This is a genomic window from Pedobacter puniceum (assembly GCF_009674685.1).
In the GTDB taxonomy this organism is placed as follows: Bacteria; Bacteroidota; Bacteroidia; order Sphingobacteriales; family Sphingobacteriaceae; genus Pseudopedobacter; species Pseudopedobacter puniceum.
Genome location: NZ_WKJI01000002.1, coordinates 838,433 through 859,940, shown reverse-complemented (window position 1 = coordinate 859,940; position 21,508 = coordinate 838,433). Strand labels below are relative to the sequence as shown.

General features: G+C 33.8%; 18 protein-coding genes. 4 read left to right on the top strand and 14 right to left on the bottom strand.

Features of this window, described 5'->3' with window-relative positions; translation table 11 throughout:
• Positions 1-212: 212 nt before the first annotated feature.
• From GJJ64_RS10405 to pdhA, 8 genes are all read right to left on the bottom strand, one after another.
• Positions 213-503, bottom strand: a complete 291-nt coding sequence (locus GJJ64_RS10405) for a helix-turn-helix transcriptional regulator (RefSeq protein WP_149075282.1) — start codon at positions 501-503, stop codon at positions 213-215.
• Between the two features lie 289 nt (positions 504-792).
• Positions 793-1,092: a helix-turn-helix domain-containing protein gene (locus GJJ64_RS10400; RefSeq protein WP_154287717.1), complete on the bottom strand. Its 300-nt coding sequence runs from the start codon at positions 1,090-1,092 to the stop codon at positions 793-795.
• 5 nt (positions 1,093-1,097) lie between these two features.
• Entirely contained in the window at positions 1,098-1,433 is a 336-nt protein-coding gene (locus GJJ64_RS10395) for a type II toxin-antitoxin system RelE/ParE family toxin (protein ID WP_154287716.1), read from the bottom strand.
• Positions 1,434-3,064: 1,631 nt separating this feature from the next.
• On the bottom strand, positions 3,065-4,075 hold the full coding sequence (locus GJJ64_RS10390; protein ID WP_154287715.1) for an inorganic phosphate transporter: 1,011 nt from the start codon (positions 4,073-4,075) through the stop codon (positions 3,065-3,067).
• A gap of 28 nt (positions 4,076-4,103) precedes the next feature.
• Positions 4,104-4,742 carry a DUF47 domain-containing protein gene (locus GJJ64_RS10385; RefSeq protein ID WP_154287714.1) on the bottom strand — a complete coding sequence of 213 codons (639 nt, stop codon included), beginning with the start codon at positions 4,740-4,742 and terminating at the stop codon, positions 4,104-4,106.
• An 82-nt stretch (positions 4,743-4,824) separates the two neighbouring features.
• Positions 4,825-5,871, bottom strand: coding sequence for a sensor histidine kinase (locus GJJ64_RS10380; RefSeq protein WP_154287713.1), 1,047 nt, complete (start codon positions 5,869-5,871; stop codon positions 4,825-4,827).
• A 111-nt stretch (positions 5,872-5,982) separates the two neighbouring features.
• Positions 5,983-7,590 carry a dihydrolipoamide acetyltransferase family protein gene (locus tag GJJ64_RS10375; RefSeq protein ID WP_154287712.1) on the bottom strand — a complete coding sequence of 536 codons (1,608 nt, stop codon included), beginning with the start codon at positions 7,588-7,590 and terminating at the stop codon, positions 5,983-5,985.
• Between the two features lie 78 nt (positions 7,591-7,668).
• Positions 7,669-8,664, bottom strand: a complete 996-nt coding sequence (gene pdhA / locus GJJ64_RS10370; protein WP_154287711.1) for a pyruvate dehydrogenase (acetyl-transferring) E1 component subunit alpha — start codon at positions 8,662-8,664, stop codon at positions 7,669-7,671.
• A 231-nt stretch (positions 8,665-8,895) separates the two neighbouring features.
• Between pdhA and GJJ64_RS10365 the strand changes: the two genes are divergently transcribed.
• Both GJJ64_RS10365 and GJJ64_RS10360 read left to right on the top strand, forming a co-directional pair.
• The gene (locus GJJ64_RS10365) at positions 8,896-9,459 is read left to right on the top strand and encodes a C40 family peptidase (RefSeq protein WP_154287710.1); all 564 of its coding nucleotides are present in this window, start codon (positions 8,896-8,898) and stop codon (positions 9,457-9,459) included.
• 304 nt (positions 9,460-9,763) lie between these two features.
• Positions 9,764-10,567, top strand: a complete 804-nt coding sequence (locus GJJ64_RS10360; RefSeq protein ID WP_229655513.1) for an endonuclease/exonuclease/phosphatase family protein — start codon at positions 9,764-9,766, stop codon at positions 10,565-10,567.
• On the opposite strand, the gene GJJ64_RS10355 is transcribed toward GJJ64_RS10360, so the two are convergent.
• The 5 genes from GJJ64_RS10355 to GJJ64_RS10335 form a co-directional block, all read right to left on the bottom strand.
• Positions 10,568-10,756 (bottom strand): hypothetical protein, encoded by a 189-nt coding sequence (locus GJJ64_RS10355; RefSeq protein ID WP_039454090.1) that lies wholly within the window; start codon positions 10,754-10,756, stop codon positions 10,568-10,570.
• A gap of 40 nt (positions 10,757-10,796) precedes the next feature.
• Positions 10,797-14,552: a transglutaminase domain-containing protein gene (locus GJJ64_RS10350; protein ID WP_154287708.1), complete on the bottom strand. Its 3,756-nt coding sequence runs from the start codon at positions 14,550-14,552 to the stop codon at positions 10,797-10,799.
• 60 nt (positions 14,553-14,612) lie between these two features.
• The gene (locus GJJ64_RS10345) at positions 14,613-16,163 is read right to left on the bottom strand and encodes an Rne/Rng family ribonuclease (RefSeq protein WP_154287707.1); all 1,551 of its coding nucleotides are present in this window, start codon (positions 16,161-16,163) and stop codon (positions 14,613-14,615) included.
• 241 nt (positions 16,164-16,404) lie between these two features.
• Entirely contained in the window at positions 16,405-17,256 is an 852-nt protein-coding gene (locus GJJ64_RS10340) for a tetratricopeptide repeat protein (RefSeq protein ID WP_154287706.1), read from the bottom strand.
• 5 nt (positions 17,257-17,261) lie between these two features.
• Entirely contained in the window at positions 17,262-17,561 is a 300-nt protein-coding gene (locus tag GJJ64_RS10335; protein WP_026902835.1) for an HU family DNA-binding protein, read from the bottom strand.
• 174 nt (positions 17,562-17,735) lie between these two features.
• Between GJJ64_RS10335 and mutY the strand changes: the two genes are divergently transcribed.
• Positions 17,736-18,785: an A/G-specific adenine glycosylase gene (mutY, locus tag GJJ64_RS10330; RefSeq protein ID WP_154287705.1), complete on the top strand. Its 1,050-nt coding sequence runs from the start codon at positions 17,736-17,738 to the stop codon at positions 18,783-18,785.
• 19 nt (positions 18,786-18,804) lie between these two features.
• A complete protein-coding gene (locus GJJ64_RS10325) occupies positions 18,805-19,245 on the top strand; it encodes a single-stranded DNA-binding protein (protein WP_154287704.1) in 441 nt (146 codons plus the stop codon).
• A 70-nt stretch (positions 19,246-19,315) separates the two neighbouring features.
• Here GJJ64_RS10325 and GJJ64_RS10320 read toward each other — a convergent pair whose 3' ends face one another.
• The gene (locus tag GJJ64_RS10320) at positions 19,316-21,508 is read right to left on the bottom strand and encodes a S9 family peptidase (protein WP_154287703.1); all 2,193 of its coding nucleotides are present in this window, start codon (positions 21,506-21,508) and stop codon (positions 19,316-19,318) included.

Here is a 21,508-nt window from a genome sequence, read left to right as displayed (position 1 = left end):
TGGATTTGATTGATTGTTCCCTGACTTGTGCTTTCATTACTGCATAAATCTATCCTATCCAACCTTTACCTTTTAAATAATCCTTTGCACTAAGTATAAAAAGCTACTGTATGCTCTACTATACCTACTTTGAATAGAGTTATGATGATTTAATGATTAAAAAGAAATGCTGCTTGCATTAGTTCTTGTTCTGACCTTGATATGCCACATTGTTATTTCAATAGCTCAAGATCTTGTAGTTTTCTTCCAAAAATATCATCAGCTCCAAGCTTCAGTATATCTTCCTGTAAACCCAAAACACGCAATACATTAAAATAAGCCCCTAAGGCAACGCTTGGATCACCTTTCTCTATCAAATATAAAGTTGAACGAGCTATGTTAGCTCTTTCAGCTACTTGAGTAGTTGTTAGCTTACGACGCTTTCTGGCTAACTTCATATTTTCACCCATTTGACTCAATAGCTGATTATATTTTGGAAAAATAACATGTTTTCTCTTTTCCATTATTTTGATTGTTATTTAAAACAAAAATAACTATAATGATTGAAATAACAATCATTATAGTAAAATACTTATGACGGTATTCAGAGGATGTTTAGTTATTAGGGCGGTATCGCCCCCGTAGATTGCGCAAGGTATTTAGCCTAAGACTGTGTATTAGATACTTGTGCCTTGTAATTTCTTTAATTGAGTGTATAGTCAAAGTTTCTGCTTTATAAGGCATAAGAAGCCTTTGCCCGCTTGGCTCGGTCATCATTCTTGCCATCTGAGGCGTCGTTTTTTTATTATTTGTTTATAGAAATGTCAGTCCAATTTTCCTATTTAATCCTTGCTCAAAAATTCTGATTAATGTCGAAAGTTGAATATTTCCTTTGGCGTTTTCAAGCTTGGAAATGTAACTTTTCTTTGTTCCTGCTTTTTCTGCCAATTGTTCTTGCGTAAGGTTAGCTGCTTTTCGGGCTTCTTTTAACATTTCGCTCACAATGAACATTTGTGCGCCTTCTTCATACTTATTTCGGTTTTCAGTTCCAATTTTTCCGTACTCAAGTTCAATGAGTTCGTCAAATGTCTTTATGTCTTCATATTTTTCCATATTCATCATTTTTTGTTGTTGAAATAATCGTTCATTAATTGTCCCGCTTTTTCAATTTCTATTTGTGGTGTCTTTTGAGATTTTTTTTGAAAACCATTGAAAAGCACTACAAGTTGTCCTTCGTCAAAACAGCAGAAAATCCGGTAGATGTTCGACTGATATTCAACTCGGATTTCATAAAGTCCGTTTGTTCCGGTCAAGTGTTTTAAAAACTTTTCAGGAACTCTGTCAACTTGTTTAATCAACTCGAAAACGTATTGAATTTTCCTTCTTACTTTCTGGTCTTGCTTTTGGTAAAATTCAATAAAGTGGTTTTCGTAGAAGATTATTTTTCTATTCATTTGACAAAGTTATCTCAAAAGATAACATTTTCCTAATTTTCGTAAGATTATTTTCAGTCGGTCAAAATGCACCACAACGGTTTGAAAAATTTGTGTAGAAATGGCATTAATTGCAAAACCATTATCCCCGCAGATGGATCAATTATGTAGCCTAAGCCTGTGTACTGGATACTTGTGCCTTGTAGTTTCTTTAATTTAGTGTATAGTCAAAGTTTCTGCTTTATAAGGCACAAGAAGCCTTTGCTCGCTTGCCTTGGTCATCATTCTTGCGCTATTGAGGGGCTTCTATCTGGCACAAGAAGCCTTTGCCCGCTTGGCTTGGTCATCATTCTTGCGCCATTTTAGGGAGTTATTAAACAATAGTAAATAAGCCCCACAATCCAAGTACGCTTAAAACCAAGCCGCTTAGAAACAATTTTAATTCTGTTGGAAGTAACATTGTATTACTACGTAAATAAAAACATCTATTATTCCACATTATTATTATTCCAATAATCAAGAAAACAACACAAATAATAAAACTTGATTTCACAAAAAAAATTTCTTACTCAATAAAAAGCTTAAACAATCCATAAACCCCAATTAGACTTGCTAATAATCCAGATAAAAAAATTTTAAATTTGGTAGCAAATAACATATCATTAGTGGAATAATGATAGAATTTATGTTTAAACATAATAATTAACCTCACAATAAAAAACAACAAAAAAACTAGCATTAGCTTAATATTCATAATTACTTATATAATTACAATCTAGTGTAAGCCTTAAACTTTCTCTTATCTGGCACAAGAAGCCTTTGCCCGCTTGCCCTGGTCATCATTATTGCGCCATTGAGGATACTCACAAGTATTTTATCTTTTGTCATATTTATTTCCCACTTTGAAGTGGTCGCATTTCGCGACTACCTACTGAATAATATTATTTCTGTTTATCCTATATGATGATATTTTACTATATTTTCTTACAAATGTTTTAGGTTATTTACTTGGTAGATTTGAGTAATGTCCACAAAAAGGTGTATAACTATATTTTACCAGTACAATAGTTTGCAGCCTGAGCACAGTGTGTTGAATACTTGTGTTTGGTTACTAAATCATTATCCCTGTTTTTAACTTTCTTAGACTTCCTGTCATCCATTGCATGAAATAGAAATAAAAGCGCATTGCCCCCAACTTAAGCTAATGTTAAAAGTAAGTAAAATAGTAATTATAAGAAGTTTAGGTAGTTTTATTACGTTATGTTTTCAAAATATTAATGGTGATGATTTGTATTTATAACTATTTTCACTAGGTTTGATTAACCTAAAGTAAACAAATAATTTAAAATCCAAAATTTTCTTAATACAAGTCCACGTATAGCCCACCTATACCCCACCTTTTATCCACGTTTTCTCCATACTTCCTTCGAGGCTTCTCCTGAGCTTCTTTGTGACACCTTCGGAAAAATGGGGCCATTTCCCGAACAAGTCTCGAACATGGTACGGAGAAAGCCTAAAGCAGAAGGCTAAAGGCAGAAGGCTTAATCAATCTTATGAGCGGAAAGCTTTTAATCATCAAATATGTAAAGCCACAAAAAAAGGGAAGCAAATCTAAAATTGCTTCCCTTTCTAATATTTAGAAAATATGCTTATTAAAATATGTAATGGATAATGGCATAAACTAAGCCAGCCAAAGTTGCTGATACAGGAATTGTTAAAACCCAAGCCCATATTAAGCTATAAGTAACTCCCCATTTTACAGCAGAGAAACTTTTAGTGATACCTACACCAATAATAGAACCTGTAATGGTGTGGGTAGTAGATACCGGGATACCAAAATGCTCAGTAATACCTAAAGTTAAAGCACCGGCTGTTTCTGCACTTACACCTTCTAAAGCGTTAACTTTGGTAATTTTTGTACCCATAGTTTTTACAATCTTCCAACCACCACTCATGGTACCTAAAGCTATAGCAGCGTAACATACTATCGGAATCCATTCTGGCATGGTATCTCCGTTTTGTAAAACGCTACTTGCAACTAAAGACACATAAATAATACCCATAACTTTTTGGGCATCATTACCACCATGGGCAAAACTTAATGCTGCTGATGATAACAACTGAAGCCTTTTAAACCATCTTTCTGCAGTTGCAGGTCTGGCATAACGAGCTATGTTAATAATGATTAATGTAATGATGATTGATATAGTTGCACCTATAAGTGGAGCCAACACAATAAAAGAAACCGTTTTTAAAATCGGAGATATGTTAATGGCTTGTAAGAAACCATCTCCTAAAATTAAAGAGTGTGCAATACCAGCACCAGCAAAGCCACCAATAAGGGTATGAGATGAACTGGAAGGGATACCGTAATACCAGGTTAACAAATTCCAACCTATTGCGGCAGAAAGACCTGCTAAAATAACCTCTAGCGTTATATAGTCTTCTACAACTGTTTTAGCTATGGTATTGGCTACTTTATGATCTGTAAAGTAAAAATATGCAGCAAAATTAAAAGTTGCCGCCCAAAGTACAGCCTGAAAAGGTGTTAGTACCTTGGTTGAAACTATAGTAGCAATAGAGTTTGCTGCATCATGGAAACCATTGATGTAGTCAAAAACGATTGCCATTATAATAACAATAACAAGAAGTGTAGTTACCATTAAGGGATTTGTTTAAGAATAAATAAACTTATGCGTTTTTAACCAATATAGATTCTAATACATTAGCTACATCCTCGCACATATCTGTTGCGGTTTCTAATGCCGATAAAACCTCTTTGTATTTAATGATGGTTTTAGCATCATCCTCATAATCAAAAAGATCTCCTACTGCTTTATCAAAAACGTAATCTGCTTGGTTTTCTATGCTGTTAATTCTTACGCAAGAATCAGTAATCACACGGATGTTTTTTAAATTCTTAAGCTCTTTAACTGCTTTTTCTACATCCACACAACCTTGTTTTACTAAATCAGCTAATTTCTTAATAGGCTCTGTCATTTCTGTAACGTTATACAATAACATTCTGTTAGCAGAACCATGGATATAATCTGCAATATCATCTAAAGCAGAAGCTAAAGCATGGATATCCTCTCTATCAAAAGGAGTGATAAAGGTTTTACTTAACTCTAAATAAATTTGGTGAGTAATTTCATCGCCTTTATGCTCAAGATTTTCTATGCTTTTGTAATAAGGCTCTCTTGATGCCTCCGGAGAGTTTACTAGGCCTTCCAGTTGGTTAGCCATTTCTATAAGGTTTGCACTTGCTTTTTCGAAAAGAGGGAAAAACTTTCTGTCTTTAGGAATGAAATAAGAAAAAATATTGTTCATTTCTTGTATTAGCTTTAGACTACAAAGCTAACATCCCAATGTTAAGTAATTGTTAATTTTTAGTTTATCACTTAACATTGATTTATGGGAAAGCTAACAAAGAATCTTTGGCTCTTTCTAAGGTAAAACCAAAGGTAGAACCTAAGCCCGTAGTACTTCTTACATGTATGGTTTGGTTATGTGCTTCTACAATATGTTTTACAATAGCTAAACCTAAACCAGAACCACCAATTTGTCTTGATCTGCTTGAGTCTGTTCTGTAAAATCTTTCAAATAAACGTGGTAGGTATTTCTCTTCAATACCAATTCCATTATCAGTAATTTCTATTAAAATTTGCTCATGCATCTCAAATATGGTGATAGAGGTGTTCCCATATTCTTTACCATATTTAAAAGAGTTGTCTATCAAATTCACTAAAACTTGCCTAATTTTTTCTCTATCTGCGTTTACAAATGTGGGTTGCTGATATTTTTCTTTAAAAGTTAAGCTAATATGATATTTCTGAGCTTTTAGCTCTAACGCTTCCATAACTTCTTTGATAAGTATGGTAATATCAAACTTTTGGTAATTGATTGGGATGTCTCCACTTTCTAGCTTAGATATTTCATTTAAATCTTTAATCAGAAAGCTAAGTCTTTCAACATTTCTAGATACTTTATTTAAAAATTGTTTAGCTAACTCGGGGTCTTCCAAAGCACCATCCTGCAAAGCATCCACATAACCTTCAATAGCAAATAGCGGGGTTTTAAACTCGTGAGAAATATTTGATAAAAACTCTTTTCTAAATTTTTCCTGTTTTTTTAAATCGTCTATTTCTGTTTTTTTATCTCTTGCCCACTCTTTTACTTCTTGCTCCACGTCATTTATTGGGTCCGGACTTACATATTCACCCAAAGCATCTTTAAGGTCTTTACCCAATTTTAAGTTGTGGATAAGCTTATAAATGATTTTGATTTTAGAGTAAACATATTTTTCTATCAGGAGGTAAAACACCAGGTAACTTACGCAGGTAGATATCCCCATACTGATACTGAAATAGTACCAACTATGCTGAAAGTAATAATTTACTATCCCTATAGAGATACCAACAGCCAATGCATTCAAAAATACGAGGGTGCGTAATTTCATAGTGCAATATAATTATTTTGATAAAGCTATATGTTAAATTTTGGTTAAGGAGCATAAAAAAAGCCCTATCCAGTTTAGGCTGAATAGGGCTTTTATATCTATTTAAGAGTATTACGCCAATAATCTAATTGGCTCTTCTAATAAACCTTTTAAAGTTTGTAAGAAAGCGGCTCCGGTAGCTCCGTCAATTACCCTATGGTCGCAACCTAGGGTTAATTTCATCACATTTCCTGGAACAACAGCGCCATTTTTAACTACAGGAACTTGTTGTATAGCTCCAACAGATAAAATAGCTCCGTCTGGAGAGTTAATGATAGATGTAAATTCATCTATACCAAACATTCCTAAGTTAGAAACGGTGAAAGTAGAACCTTCCCAGTCTGATGGTTGTAATTTCTTAGCTTTTGCTTTTTGTGCATAATCTTTAACCTCGGCAGAAATTTGAGATAAGCTCTTGCCGTCTGCAAAACGCACTACTGGTACCAATAAGCCATCTTCAACAGCCATTGCAACACCAATATTGGTATGCTCGTTAAAACGTATTTTATCTCCTCTGAAAGAAGAATTTACAGCAGGATGTTGTTTTAAAGCAACTGCTACCGCTTTGATAACGATATCATTGAAAGACACTTTAACTGGTGCTACCGCATTAATTTGCGTACGAGCAGCCATAGCGCCATCCATATCAATACTGATAGTTAAGTAGAAGTGTGGTGCACTGAATAAAGATTCGCCTAAACGTTTCGCAATTACTTTACGCATTTGCGACATTGGTTTTTCGGTAAATTTCTCTTCGCCAACAAAAGTAGGGATAACTACTTGCGGTGCAGATGCTTCTTTTGAAGCTCCTTCTGCTTTTGCAGCTGGTTTATAATCTTCTACGTCTTTTTTAACGATACGTCCACCTTCTGCACTTCCTTTAATTTCTGATAGGCTAATACCTTTCTCTTGCGCTAATTTCTTAGCTAAAGGAGAAGCTTTAACTCTGCTATCATCTGATGATGATGCTTCCTCTTTAACAGGAGCAGAAGTTGTAGCCTCAGCAGCAGCTTGAGCTGGCTCTGCCGATTTTTCTTTCTTTGCAACAACACCTTTACCTGCTTTTAATAAAGGTTGTATATCTGTACCTTCTTTACCAACAATGGCAATAATATCATTTACTTGTGCAGCTTTACCTTCTTCTACACCTATATATAGAAGAGTACCTTCTTCATAACCTACTACTTCCATAGTAGCTTTATCAGTCTCTACATCAGCTAAAGAATCATCAGCTTTAACTTTGTCTCCAACTTTAAAGTTCCATTTATTGATAACACCTTCTGTCATGGTATCACTTAAAAGTGGCATACGAATAACAGCAGCTGGTATACCAGATACATCAACATCTTCTTCTTCAGCGGCTACAGGTGCAGCAGCCTCTTCTTTTTGCTCTTCAGCTTTTGCAGTTCCTGAACCTTCTAATACTGATTTATAATCTTCACCAGCTTCACCAATGATTGCAATAAGAGCATCAACCGGAACGGCATTACCTTCCTCTACACCAATATATAAAAGTGTTCCTTCTTGGAAAGATTCAAAATCCATAGTTGCTTTATCAGTTTCAATTTCTGCAACTACATCACCTGCTTTTATTTTATCACCAACTTTTTTATGCCATTTAGCTAATACCCCTTCAGTCATGGTATCGCTCATTTTAGGCATTTTTATTGCTTCAGCCATTATATTTTAAGTATTAATACGGTTATTTAAAAATAGAAACCGGATATAGGATAAGCTCTTACATCCGGTTATAAAATCTTAGTCTTTAACAAATGGATAGTTTTCCTGTGCGTAAACATCAGTAAACAATTCTGATGGGTCTGGCCAAGGAGACTCTTCAGCAAATTTTACTGCTTCATCTATCTGATTTTTAATTTTTGTAGCAATTTCATCAAACCAAGCTTGATCTGCCCATTTTTCTTTTTCAATTTTAGCCTTTACCACTTCAATAGGGTCTTTGGCTTTATATTCTTCAACCTCTTCTTTGGTTCTGTATTTTTGAGGGTCAGACATAGAGTGACCTTTATATCTGTATGTTCTTATTTCTAAGAAAGTTGGTCCTTCACCTCTTCTTGCTCTTTGAACGGCTTCATCCATTGCGTTATGTACCGCAACAGGGTCCATACCATCAACAGGGGCACAAGGCATTTCGTAACCAAGACCTAGTTTATAAATATCTGTAGTATTAGATGTTCTTGCTACAGAAGTTCCCATAGCGTAACCATTATTCTCAACAACAAATATTACAGGTAATTTCCATAGCATAGCCATGTTAAATGTCTCGTTTAATGAGCCTTGACGTACAGCGCCATCTCCCATATAGCAAACATTTACATTATCTGTTCCCAAATATTTTTCTGCAAATGCAAGTCCAGCACCTAGTGGAATCTGACCTCCAACTATACCATGACCACCATAGAATTTATTTTCTTTATCGAAGAAGTGCATAGAACCGCCTTTTCCTTTAGAACAGCCTGTTGCTTTTCCGTACATCTCTGCCATGGCTGCATTAGGAGACATTCCTTTTGCAATTGGATGAGCATGGTCTCTATAAGCGGTTATTAAGCTATCATCTTTTTTGGTAGCAGACATGGTACCAGCTATGACAGCTTCTTGTCCTATATATAAGTGGCAGAAACCTCTTATTTTTTGCTGTCCGTATAATTGCCCTGCTTTTTCTTCGAATCTTCTTAGTAGAAGCATTAATTCATACCAGTAAAGGTATGTTTCTTTGGTTATCGCAACTGAACTCATTCGTTATTATATCTAATTAATATGGGAAAGCAAATCTATTAATATATCAACAAATAAAAAACCTATAAGGTGGTAATTTTTACTATTTTACATATCTATTGTTAAAAATTGTTAAAAGTTTAGTAATATTGTTGCAAGGGCAGTGGATAAGGCTTACTTTTGTCACGCTGCAAAATAATATTTTGTAAAGGTCGTTAGAGACAAACGTTCAACCCTAAAAAATATATTTGAATGAAGAAAATCATGATTTTAGTACTTTTAGCCACTTTTTCGCTAAATAGTAACGCCCAAAATTCTAAATCCAACTCTTCAAATAGCGCCTCCAAACAAGAAGTTTCAGATCCTGATAATCTAGCGAGTCAATTTTTCTCACAAGTAATGGGTGTAGCTATATCTGCTACCTCTAACACTAAAATGTATCAATTTATATATGATTGGTTAGGCACACCTTATCGTTTAGGTGGAGATACGAAAAAAGGCGTAGATTGTTCTGGTTTTGCTTTTCAGTTGTACGAGAAAACTTTTAACACCATTATTGGTAATAATTCTAGAAACATCTTCAGTATGGTAAACCCTATTAGTAAGGTTGAACTTAAAGAAGGTGATTTAGTGTTTTTTAAAATCAAAAGTAAATCTATTAGCCATGTTGGTGTTTACATAGGTGATAACAAATTTGCCCACGCATCTTCTAGTAAGGGTGTTATGATTAGTAATTTAAACGAGCCTTATTGGCAGAGGTATTTCTACAAAGGTGGAAGATTGCTAGAATCAATAAAAGATAAAATGCAAAACTAAAATATCGTAATCCTGCTCAACAGCAGGATTTTTTATTTCTACACTACTCTACTTTATGAAAACCCTTAATCTTATCCTAGGATATTTATTTATTCTTTTTTCATTTATTCCTTTTATCAGAAATGATTACTGGATTTTTAGGGTATTTGAGTATCCTCGCTTTCAAAAGCTATTGATAAGCTTGTTCTTATTTTTTACATTTTCCATTTTCTTTAACCGGCATAGTCTATCAGATTATACTTTTATTGGCTTATCTGCTATTAATAATGTATATCTTTTCTATCTGGTTTATCCTTTTACTTTAATGAGTAAAAAACAAATACAAAGTAATCCTAGTGGCCAAGAATCACACATTAGTATACTGATATTTAATGTTTTACAAGACAATACAGATTACAGTATTATGAAACAAGTACAAAAGTTGAAACCTGATGTTTTATGCTTTGTAGAAACCAACCAAAGATGGACAGATAAACTAAAAGCCGAAACCGAGAAAGACTACCCTTATAAGATTTTAAGCCCTTTAGAGAATACTTATGGAATGATTTTCTTTTCTAAGTTTCCTATAGAGGATGCTCAGGTTCATTTCCTTGTTAAGGATGATGTACCCTCTATAAGTGTTAAAGTTATTTTAGCAAACGGAAATAAGATTCAATTATATGGTGTACATCCAGAGCCTCCCGTTCCGCAAGAAAACCCTCGTTCTACAGCCCGAGATAAAGAATTACTCATCATAGGAAAATGGGCCAAAGAGCAAAAAATACCCGTTATAGTGATGGGTGATTTGAATGATGTTGCCTGGAGTTATACAACAGAGCTTTTTTGTAAAACCTCTGAACTACTAGACCCCAGGAAGGGAAGAGGATTTTTTAATACTTTTAATGCAAAGAGCTACATTTTACGTTTTCCTTTAGACCATATTTTCTGCTCAAAAGAATTTATGGTAAACAGAATAAAGCGTTTACCTTTTGCTGGCTCAGACCATTTTCCGATGTTTATTGATTTAGCACTTAAACCCGCTTCAAGTTATCTAAATGATGAAGAAAAAGCTAGCTTACAGGAACAGAAAATGGCAGAAGAAAAAATAAATAAAGAGGTTATTTCTTAGTTATTTAGAGGTATCAGCAGTTGTTCTTACCAAGCTTATCCCTGTAAAGAAAAATATTACACCCAATATGCCAACAACAATTAAGCTTCTAGTATCTGCCGATTGCTGTATAACATTTACTGCTGTATAAATTAAGCCAATAATTCCTAAAATGGTTAATATGGTTCCAAAGGTTCTTTTAATGTTCATGATGCTGTTTTTTATAGCATCATGAACAAAACATAGGCCATTATTTTATAGCTAGTTGCTTGCTATCTGCCAAAATAATTTTCTTGTAAGTATCCATAAAGTCTTTTACTTCACTAGCGCCAATCATATCTTTATTAATTTCAAACTTACGCTCAAACACTAATTTATTATTAATGATTTTTGACTTTAGCGAATAGTTTATATAGGCATTTTGATAACTTACAGAAGGTATATTTTCTATAATTGTTTTACCTTGAGGAAGTTCAAGTGTAATCACTTCTGATTCATAATCGATACCGTAAACATTAGTAAAATCTATCGGGAACTTACGATCATCAGTAATATTGATATCAGAAGCCAAAGCTTGATTGGACCATGGCAATGTAATAATTTGCATGCCACCAATTGTTTTGATATCATCTTTAATAGTATACTCTATAGTAGTAAAGACGCTATCTCTATTAGATGTGTTTTTGTCTAAATTTTTAAATTTTAATGAGGTTAATTCTGACATTGGCTTAGCTCCTCTTAAACCTTCTAACATCGTTTTTGATTTATCTTTCTCACTTAGCTCTGCATAAGTTTCTCTTACAGAAGCAGCTTTGGAAGAAACCTTAAAGTTTTCTTCTTTAATGAGTAAATCTGTACTATTTAATTTAATATCAACTTTTCTGCTAATATTATTTTTCAATCTAGTATCAGGATTTAAATACTTTATAGTTGTTTCATTCTTAGAATCATCAATATCAAGAATAATAGATTGCAAGCTAGAATTGTATAAGCTCCCAAATGGCAAATAAGATGAAGTTAGCTCTAAATAGTAAGGTTTATTATTAAGATTAATTTTAGCTATACAATGATTAAAATCTATAGAAGGCAACATTAAACTTTTAGTACCATTATCTCTGGTATTAACCAATACTAAATTTGCATTTAACCCTGCTTCTTTACACATCGTGACAAATAAAGTAGAAACATCTTTACAATCGCCGATAAGGGTATTCAAAACTGTAGCGGGTTCTTGTGGAACTAAGCCGCTCTGACGAAACGGTACTGAGCTATAAGTGATGTTACTCGTTATGTAATCATAAATCAGTTTTGCCTTATTGTAATCACTTAAGACCCCTTTTTGGTTCGCTAATAAATTCTTAACAGTTTCTTTTACTTCATAATTGGGCCTTGCTTTCGCAGAAGCCATATCATAATACCAATTAGAAACAAAACGCCAATCTGGAATAGTTGATAAATAAAGGATATTAGCTACATCTTCAATGGAAGGCATTTTATCTTCATATTTTAACCCTTCTTGGTTAATATTTTCAAATACATAAAGCTCGTAATCATCAATTTTAGTTCTTAAGGGCTCTATATTTTTTTGCGAGAACTTATATTGTAGTGGAATGTTCTGCGCTACCAACAAGCTATATTTAGTTTTCTTGTATGGATAATAATGAGAGAAATAATAAGTGTCCCAAAATTTATTTGCTAGCTGCCCTTGTGAATAGTTTTCTACTCGATAGTTAACATAAATAGCATCTCCTACTTCTAAATTAGTAAAAACAATATCTTGATCATTTATCTCACCCGGTACTTTTTGGCCACTTGCTTTAATAACAACAGCTTCTTCTATTAAATACCTTTGTCTACTGCTTGCAGATACCGTATATTCTTTCCAATTCTCTACACCTTTAGAATTGAGTATCTTAGCTAGCATATAATATCTTTCTTCTGAACCTCCGCTTGAATGTATGATAGTTTGAACCTCATCTATCAAAATAATACATTCGTCATCAGGATAATCACTTTGTTTAGGAGCATCTACCAAAGCTTTAGAAATATCAACTTTTTCAAAGTAGTTAAATAACGGCTTTTTTCCCTGCATCTCTCTTAACTCTTTAATGGCATCATAATTATTAGGATTTAATTCTAATACTTTTTTATATGCCGCAATAGCCTCATCTTTCTTACCTAAACTTTTATTTATTTTAGCAATATCTAAATGATAAACATCAGTATAAGGAGAGAGTTCTAGAACTTTAAGTTCAAACTCTTTAGCTTTAGCATAGTTCTGAACTTGATAGTATTGTCTAATTATATCTAAATAAATATCCTTAGAAATAGGATTATTGGTACTTTCTTCTACCAAGACCTCAATACCTTTATCAAATGCTCCAGTTGATATATAAAGGTTTGCCAGAAGTTTACTTGCGTTATAATTATTATAAGTTTTTAGATACTTTTTTATAACTGCTATAGCACCATTGTTATTTTTCTTAATCTCTTTTTCTACTAAAAATTTAAGTTCAACAAATTCATACCTATCAGGATAAAGTTGATAGCTCTTTTCTACTACGGAAACTAACTTCTCAACTTCGTTTTTTAATGAATGGTAACCTATTTTAAAAGTTAAAATTGTTTGATGATTGGGACCATAAAAATCTTCCAACTTTTTTAAATATTCATCCATTTTAACAAAGTCCTTTTTACTTGCATAGAACTCGTAAGCTAATGTTAATGCCACAGGATGCTCGGGATCATTTGCTTTGATACTTTCTTGAGTGCTTTCTAGGCCAGTTCTGTTATCTGTCCGATTAAAAAGTTCAGTAAAAAGAATATTTAAGTAAGTACTTTTCGGATAATCTTTCTTTAACAGCTCGAGACTTTTCCTGGCCTCATAAGTTCTATCTTCTCTTAAAAAGGAGAGTATTTGTAATATTTGATGAGAAATTCCTTTATTAAGGCTAGTTGCAAAAAAATCATGTGACTTTAATTTCACCTCTTTAGTATTATATGATACCGCTTTACTATAAGTTTGGCTTTTAGGAGTATGGTTTAATGTTGGGATAGGATTACCTTTCTTATCCGTTAATCTTACTAAAAAATTTGAACGTCCAGCATAACTCTCTCCAACTTGCACCAATATTCTATTGAAACCTTTATTTAGCTTTATTTCTCTTATGTAGCTATCCAAATCATTATTCCGCTCATCTTCCTCGCTAATGATAAGGAAATCATTCAACCAAACTTTTAAAGATCCAGAAACCCCAACTCTTAACTGAATCTCTTGATCTATAGGGCTCTCCACAAAAGTTTGAGCAAATACAATTGCAGATCCGGCAGAAAAATAATTTGTAAAATCAATCCACTTATCTTTCCTAAAATGAGTAGGTGTAAACCAATTTACTTTAGCCCCTCTTTTATCTTTAAAAACAAAATCAGGCTCAGGATGTGACAGCGCATCATAAGTCTTATCAAATCCACTGGTTGATATATTTTCAAACTCGCCTAAAACTTGCCAATTTGTTAAGCTTCCAATTTTAGCATACATTTCTTCGCTTTCTTTAAACATTTTCTGGCTTTGGAAATGGCTTCCTAAAACGCCATAAGCCATGGCACTTAAAGCTCCATCTAAATCATGTTTTTGAACTATAGATTGGTAAAATGAAAGCTGCGTTGGCTTTTTTATAGCCCCAGTATTATTAAGAATACTACTAGACCAGAGGGCTAATAAATAAGGTTCCGGATTAGGGTGTGATTTATAAAAATCATTAAAATAATTAAAAGCAAGATTTTCATCCTTATCATAAGAAGATGTAAAAGCTAAGCCTAAAAGAGCTTCTGATTTGGTAGATGGTGATTCTAGTGCTTTCTTAAAATAATTACTTGCCTCAGTAGTATTATTATTTAAAAAGGCTGTCCATCCTTTATTAATTTCATCCTGTGCAAATAGTCTTGTGGAAATAGAGGTTGTAGCTGTTAAAAACAGAATTACAGCTACTAATAATCTTTTTTTCATAAATAAATTTTTATGAATATAAAAGATTTCTAAAAAAAATAAAATTAAATTAAGAATTAATTAAAGCTTAATTTCCTCTTCCTTACTACTTAAAAAATGGAATTCTGTTAAGTGGTAGGATGAAATGGCCTTAACTTTAACCCATTGGTTATATTTAAAAAACCATTTAAATTGTTTAGAGAATAAGCCCTTTTTAATAAAAGCTTCTATGTAAGGATGCACACACAGCGTAATACCTTTTTCTGCTTGTTCGTTTAAGATATAGTCTAAATTACTTTCTATATCATCTAGTAAAACAATGCTAGCTTTAATTTCACCAGTACCATCACAAGTTGGGCATTTTTCGCTAGTCACGATATTCATTTCTGGCCTAACTCTTTGACGGGTAATTTGAACTAAACCAAATTTACTAGGAGGTAAAATAGTATGTTTAGCCCTATCGTGGTTCATTTCTGCCTTTAGGAAATCAAACAGCTCTTTTCTGTTTGGCGCTTTGTGCATATCAATAAAATCTATCACAACAATGCCTCCCATATCTCTTAATCTCAGCTGTCTGGCAATTTCTTTTGCGGCTTCTTTATTAACCTGTAAAGCGTTTTCTTCTTGGTTTTCTGGGTTGGCTGTTCTGTTACCGCTATTTACATCAATCACATGTAGGGCTTCTGTATGCTCTACCACTAAATAAGCACCACCGGCCAAATTTACCGTTTTACCAAATGAACCTTTAATTTGTTTCTCGATTCCAAAATGTTCAAAAATAGGCTCTTTACCTTTATAAAGCTTTACAATTTTCTCCATCTCCGGAGAAATCTCATGTACGTAAGATTTTACTTCTTCGTAAATAGCAGGATCATTTACATGAACATGAGTGAAATCAGCGTTTAAGATGTCTCTTAAAATGGTAGACGCTCTACCCATTTCGCCTAAAATTCTTTTAGATGGCTCTGTTGTAGGCAGCTTTTTCATGAAAGACTCCCATTTAGAAACCAGATCTAAAATATCTTTTTGAATTTCTGCTACACCCTTTTTCTCAGAAACTGTTCTAATGATAACCCCAAAGTTTTTTGGCTTTATACCTTCAACAATTTTCCTAAGTCTTGTACGCTCAGTATTACTCTTTATCTTTTTAGAGATAGAAATAACATCAGAAAAAGGTACTAAAACAACAAATCTTCCGGCTATAGAAAGGTCTGAACTTAAACGAGGACCTTTTGTAGAGATAGGTTCTTTTGCTATTTGAACTGGTAGAAGTGTATTTTTGGTTAATACAGTAGATATTTTACCAGCTTTATCTATATCATTTTCTTTTTTAAAATTTGATAAAAGATAATCGTTAAAATTACCATTGCGGGCTACCTTCGTTAATTTTAACAAAGTTTGCACTTGCGGACCAAGGTCTAAATAATGCAAAAAGGCATCCTTCTCGTAGCCAACATCAACAAAAGCAGCATTTAAACCGGGCATTATCTTTTTAATTCGACCCAGGTAAATATCACCAACAGCATAGTTGTTGTTGACTTGCTCTTTGTTTAATTCTACGAGTTGTTTGTCTTGCAGTAATGCAATAGTTACCCCATTTGGGGTAGAATTAATGATTAACTCCTTTACCAATAGCTAATTTTTAGAAAGCTCAAATATAGAACTTTAATCTACAAAGGATATTTTAGGAAATAATATTGAAACAGAAAACACAAAGCTCTTTTGTTAATGAAAAGAGCATCGTGTTAAGCATTCAAGAAATTATTTTTTCTTGTGTCTGTTCTTTCTTAAACGTTTTTTACGTTTATGAGTAGCCATTTTATGTCTTTTTCTTTTTTTACCGCTTGGCATAATCTTAAATTTTTATGTTTATTTAATTACTTAATTCTTTTACTTTTCTATCCACAAAGTTTGTTAAACCTGGATCTGCCGCAAGCTCTTTACTTTTTTCGTAAGCAGCAATTGCTTCTTTTTTCATTCCCAAGTTTTCATAACTTGTTGCTAAATAGAAATAAGCTTCTGGTTTAGGATCAACTGATATGACTGTTTTAAAACGATCTACAGCTTTATTAAACTGACCAGATTTCATAGAAAACAAACCTAGATTTAAATTTGCGCTTAGGTTTTTAGGGTCTTTTTGTACCACAGCTAGTAACATTTGTATACCCTGCATTGGACTTTTACCTTCGCTAACATAAGCAACACCTAAACCGGTTTGAGCTTCTAAACTTTCTTTATTAAGCTCTAATGCTTTTGAATATGCATTTTTCGCTTTTTCAATTAATCCCGGAATTGCAGTTGTATCACTATAATTCTGGTAACCTTCTGTAAATTTATCACCTGCCTTTAACCAACTTTCTAAAGTTGGTTGTTTTGTAGCAATAGCTTCATAAGCAAAAGCTGCAGGTAAAGGCTGATTTACATCTTCCCATTTCTGAGCTAACTGCTTTTGCAATGCTAAAGCTTCATCATCAGAAGCGCCTTTTAATTCTTTTTCAAGCTTCTCTATCTCTGCTGCTAAACTAGCATTTATATTTTGTTTAGCTACAGCACTGATACTTTCTTGAGAAACTGCCGCCGTAGAACCAGAAGTAGTAGCAGCACTATTTCCTCCCTGAACCTCGGTGGAGTCTTCTTCTTTAACTAAGCCCTTAATATCAAGACTTAACAATATACCCATCAACACCACTACACTACCTATTACTATATATTGTTTAGTCTTCATAATTTTTAAGCTTTAACCGATGCTTTATTACCTGATTTTACTTTATCTACAAACACTTTTGCAGGTTTGAAACTTGGTACAAAATGCTCTGGGATAATTATTGCTGTATTTTTAGAAATATTTCTAGCTGTTTTTTCTGCTCTCTTTTTAACAACAAAACTTCCAAAACCTCTAACATAAACATTTTCTCCGCTAACCATTGAGTTCTTAACTACTTTAAAGAATGCCTCTACGGTTTCTTGCACATCAACTTTCTCAATTCCTGTCTTATTTGCAATTTCAGCAATAATCTCTGCCTTTGTCATGTCTATATGTTCTTTTTTATATTTAATTAATTCTACCTGATATTTGGGGATGCAAAAGTATTGCTTTTAGTTGAATAAAGGAAAATAAATACGTAAAATTTTGAATCAACAAGCTATAATACAACCTATAAGCTATTTTTTGATGTTTTTAAAGCATTAAACGTAATTTTGTACATGAAATTTTCTAACAGCCTAATCCATTGGTACAGAGCAAATAAGAGAGACTTACCCTGGAGAGATACAAATGATGCTTATTTAATATGGCTTTCTGAGATTATACTACAGCAAACTCGTGTAGAGCAAGGGATGCCTTATTATTTCAAATTTGCTGAACGTTTTCCAACTGTAAAAGACTTCGCAAACGCTTCTGAAGATGAAGTTCTTCGCCTATGGCAAGGTTTAGGTTATTACTCGAGAGGCAGAAATATGCTTAAAACTGCCAAAAAAGTTATGGAAGAATATGACGGTATCTTCCCATCTGATTATAATTCTTTGATTAAACTAACGGGTATTGGCGCCTATACGGCGGCGGCTATATCATCATTTTCTGCAAACGAAGCCCGAGCTGTTGTAGATGGCAATGTATATAGATTGCTTTCGAGGCACTTTGGATTAGAAACCCCTATTAATACACCAAAAGGAAATAAAGAGTTTCAAGAGCTTGCAAACGAGCTGTTAAACCCACATTTAGCCGGAGAACATAACCAAGCTATGATAGAGTTTGGCGCTTTACAATGTAAGCCCAAAAACCCTGATTGTAGCATTTGCCCTTTTATAACTTCTTGCTATGCTTATCAAAACAAAAAAATTAATGAATTACCTGTAAAGCTTAAAACATTAAAGATAAAGCAGCGATTCTTTTCTTATTTTGTAGTAAGAAAGAATAATCATATTCTTTTTAAAAGAAGAGACAACAGCGATATATGGGCTGGTTTACATGATTTCCCTATGATAGAGTTTAACCAAGAACCCACACTTACCGAGTTAAAATCGCATCCGAATTATTTATTATGGTTTCCAGTAAATGCTAAAATAGAAGCCGTTTCTTTTCCTGTGAAACACATTTTAACGCACCAAAGAATTTTTAGCACATTTATTGAAATTGATAGCATTAATGAAGAAATAGTAAAAGAGAACGGATGGTTATGGCTGAATTTAAACGACTTAGACCAACACGCACAACCTAAATTAATTTTTGCTTTTTTAAAAAAATACTTAAATTGAAGAAAATTAATTAAGATTTATGTCAGGTATCAACAAGGTTATTTTAGTTGGCCACTTAGGGAAAGACCCAGAAGTTAGGCACTTAGAGGGAAATGTTACAGTGGCTAGTTTCCCTTTGGCTACATCAGAAACTTATAATAAAGACGGTAAAAGAATAGAACAAACCGAATGGCATAACATTGTAATGTGGCGTGGTCTTGCCGATGTTGCATCTAAATACCTGCAAAAAGGCAAACTGGTTTATATTGAAGGTAAGCTTAGAACTAGGTCTTTTGAAGATAAAGAAGGACATAAAAAATACACTACAGAAGTTGTAGCAGAAAATTTTACCATGCTGGGTAGAAAAAGTGATTTTGAAAACGGTACCAACGGAACAACAGCTCAGGCTGATAAAAGTGAAAACCCAGCAGCGGCATCTAACTTTAGCCTAGACCCTGTTGATGACGATTTACCTTTTTAACCCTATATCACCATGTATAAAAAAGCCCTTAAAGATAATTTTAAGGGCTTTTTCTATGGATAAAAATCTACTATTTCCCACCCGGAGGACAATGCTCTTTCAGGAATTTAGTAAAAGTACTTGCTAAATGTTTTGCTGTTCCTTCGCCTTCAGATATGCTATGACTTCTGTTAGGATAGCTCATCATTTGGAAGGTTTTATTGTGTTTGATTAATTCATTAATCATTTGTTCTGCGTTGTTATAATGCACATTATCATCGCCAGTACCGTGTATCAACAATAAATTGCCTTGTAATTTGCTGGCATGTGCTAGTGGCGAGCCTTTTACAAAAAACTCCTTATCTTCTGGCAATAAGCCCATATAGCGCTCTTGATAAATGTTATCATAATTAAGCTGATTATCTACCGCAGCTATTGAAATGCCTGTTTTATAAATATCAGGATATTGGAATAAAAGATTTAAGGTAGAAGAGCCACCACCACTCCAACCCCAAACAGCTATACGATCTTTATCTATATAAGGCCATTTTAAAATTTCTTTAGCCGCCATAGCTTGGTCTCTAATGTTTAAAATACCAATATTTCTATAGATAGATTTACGCCATTCTCTGCCTTTTGGAGCCGGTGCGCCGCGTCCCTCAACAGACATATAGATATAACCATCATTAGCCATACTGCCGGCATATAAACGGTTAAGACCTATTCCAAACCTGTTTACCACAGTTTGCGATGCTGGTTCTCCGTAAACATAAAATACAACTGGATATTTCTTTGAAGGGTCAAAATTGTTAGGTTTTACCATCCAGCCGTCCATTTCTATACCATCTTCTGTTTTTACTTTAAAAAACTCTACCTGTGGTAGTTTCATAGATTTAAACCTAGCCGGAGTTTCTTTTTCTGATAGTACTTTGTGTTCTGGCAAACTCACTACTTGTGAAACAGGGTAGTTTGCCGTACTAGAAAAACTATGTAAAGCTACTTTTCCGTTTGGTGATATATCATAATCGTGGGTGCCTACTTGGTTTGCCGGACTAACCCTAACAGCTTTACTGCTGCCATCAATTTTAACACGATATAGATAAGTTTCTGTAGCATTGTCTGGTGAAGCTGTAAAGTAAATCAGTCCGTTTTTTTCATCAATTAAACTGATGTTGATGATATCGTAATCACCTTTGGTGATTAATTTTTCTTTACCATCTAAACCAATACTATAAATATGACGCCACCCATCTTTCTCGCTTACCCAGATATATTCTTTGCCTTCTTTTATCCAATCCCAACCTGTAGGGTCATCATCATTCCATCTAGATTTAATGTCTATCCAAGCGGTTTCTTTTTCTTCATAAATGGTCTTTACTTTACCGTCTATGGCATTGCAAAGCATCACCTTACTGATGTTTTGTCTGCGGTTTAATTGCTGTATAATTAACTGATTGTTGTTGTTAGCCCATTCCATACGTGGGATATAATGCTGTACAGCATCACCAGGTATTGCCATCCACTTTGTTGGTCCACCGCCAGATGATACCACTCCAATACGGCATCGGCTTGGGTCTTCGCCTACCACTGGATATTCTACCGGAATGGTAAAAGGATACAAAGAATCAGTATTATTAATCATCAGATAATCTTTAGTTTTACGAGCATCTAATTGCCAGTAAGCGATAGATTGCCCATTAGGCGACCATCTAAAACCATCTCTACAACCAAATTCTTCTTCATAAACCCAATCAAAAGTACCGTTTATGAGTTTGTTAGCTCCATCAGTAGTTAAAGCTTTATTTCTTCCGCTAGCTAATTCCTCCACATAAATATTGTTTTTACTTACATAAGCTACACGAGTACCATCTGGAGAGAATTTAGCAAACATTAAAGATGATACAGGTTTGTCTTTTCCCAACTGCTGTAGCTTTTTGCTTTGTGTATCATACACCCAGTAATCGCCACGGGTATCATAACGCCATACTTTTACGGTGTTGGTATGAAGTAATAACTTCTTTTTATCATCACTTAAACTAAATCTTTTAACGTCTAAAGGTTTGCCATTTGGCGGAGTTAAAGCCGCTGTGCTTAAGATAATGGTTTCGTTTTTAGGGTTTCTGATATCTATTTCTACGATACCCTTATCATTAATTTCATAGTAAGTAAAACCATCTTGCGACCACTGTGTGCCGGGGCCAAATTGTGCTTTTACATTTAAAAAGCTAATGAACAATAAAACAGCTAAAACTATTTTAACCATTTTCTGAAAGTTATTTTTCAT

Excerpts from the sequence above, each read along its gene's own strand:
- GJJ64_RS10335 (WP_026902835.1), bottom strand. The coding sequence starts at position 17,561 with ATGACAAAGGCAGAGATTATTGCTGAAATTGCAAATAAGACAGGAATT.
- GJJ64_RS10325 (WP_154287704.1), top strand. The coding sequence starts at position 18,805 with ATGTCAGGTATCAACAAGGTTATTTTAGTTGGCCACTTAGGGAAAGAC.
- GJJ64_RS10380 (WP_154287713.1), bottom strand. The coding sequence starts at position 5,871 with ATGAAATTACGCACCCTCGTATTTTTGAATGCATTGGCTGTTGGTATC.
- GJJ64_RS10360 (WP_229655513.1), top strand. The coding sequence starts at position 9,764 with ATGAGTAAAAAACAAATACAAAGTAATCCTAGTGGCCAAGAATCACAC.
- GJJ64_RS10350 (WP_154287708.1), bottom strand. The coding sequence starts at position 14,552 with ATGAAAAAAAGATTATTAGTAGCTGTAATTCTGTTTTTAACAGCTACA.
- GJJ64_RS10395 (WP_154287716.1), bottom strand. The coding sequence starts at position 1,433 with ATGAATAGAAAAATAATCTTCTACGAAAACCACTTTATTGAATTTTAC.
- GJJ64_RS10320 (WP_154287703.1), bottom strand. The coding sequence starts at position 21,508 with ATGAAAAATAACTTTCAGAAAATGGTTAAAATAGTTTTAGCTGTTTTA.
- GJJ64_RS10405 (WP_149075282.1), bottom strand. The coding sequence starts at position 503 with ATGGAAAAGAGAAAACATGTTATTTTTCCAAAATATAATCAGCTATTG.
- GJJ64_RS10365 (WP_154287710.1), top strand. The coding sequence starts at position 8,896 with ATGAAGAAAATCATGATTTTAGTACTTTTAGCCACTTTTTCGCTAAAT.
- mutY (WP_154287705.1), top strand. The coding sequence starts at position 17,736 with ATGAAATTTTCTAACAGCCTAATCCATTGGTACAGAGCAAATAAGAGA.
- GJJ64_RS10385 (WP_154287714.1), bottom strand. The coding sequence starts at position 4,742 with ATGAACAATATTTTTTCTTATTTCATTCCTAAAGACAGAAAGTTTTTC.
- GJJ64_RS10390 (WP_154287715.1), bottom strand. The coding sequence starts at position 4,075 with ATGGTAACTACACTTCTTGTTATTGTTATTATAATGGCAATCGTTTTT.
- GJJ64_RS10355 (WP_039454090.1), bottom strand. The coding sequence starts at position 10,756 with ATGAACATTAAAAGAACCTTTGGAACCATATTAACCATTTTAGGAATT.
- GJJ64_RS10340 (WP_154287706.1), bottom strand. The coding sequence starts at position 17,256 with ATGAAGACTAAACAATATATAGTAATAGGTAGTGTAGTGGTGTTGATG.
- pdhA (WP_154287711.1), bottom strand. The coding sequence starts at position 8,664 with ATGAGTTCAGTTGCGATAACCAAAGAAACATACCTTTACTGGTATGAA.
- GJJ64_RS10375 (WP_154287712.1), bottom strand. The coding sequence starts at position 7,590 with ATGGCTGAAGCAATAAAAATGCCTAAAATGAGCGATACCATGACTGAA.
- GJJ64_RS10400 (WP_154287717.1), bottom strand. The coding sequence starts at position 1,092 with ATGGAAAAATATGAAGACATAAAGACATTTGACGAACTCATTGAACTT.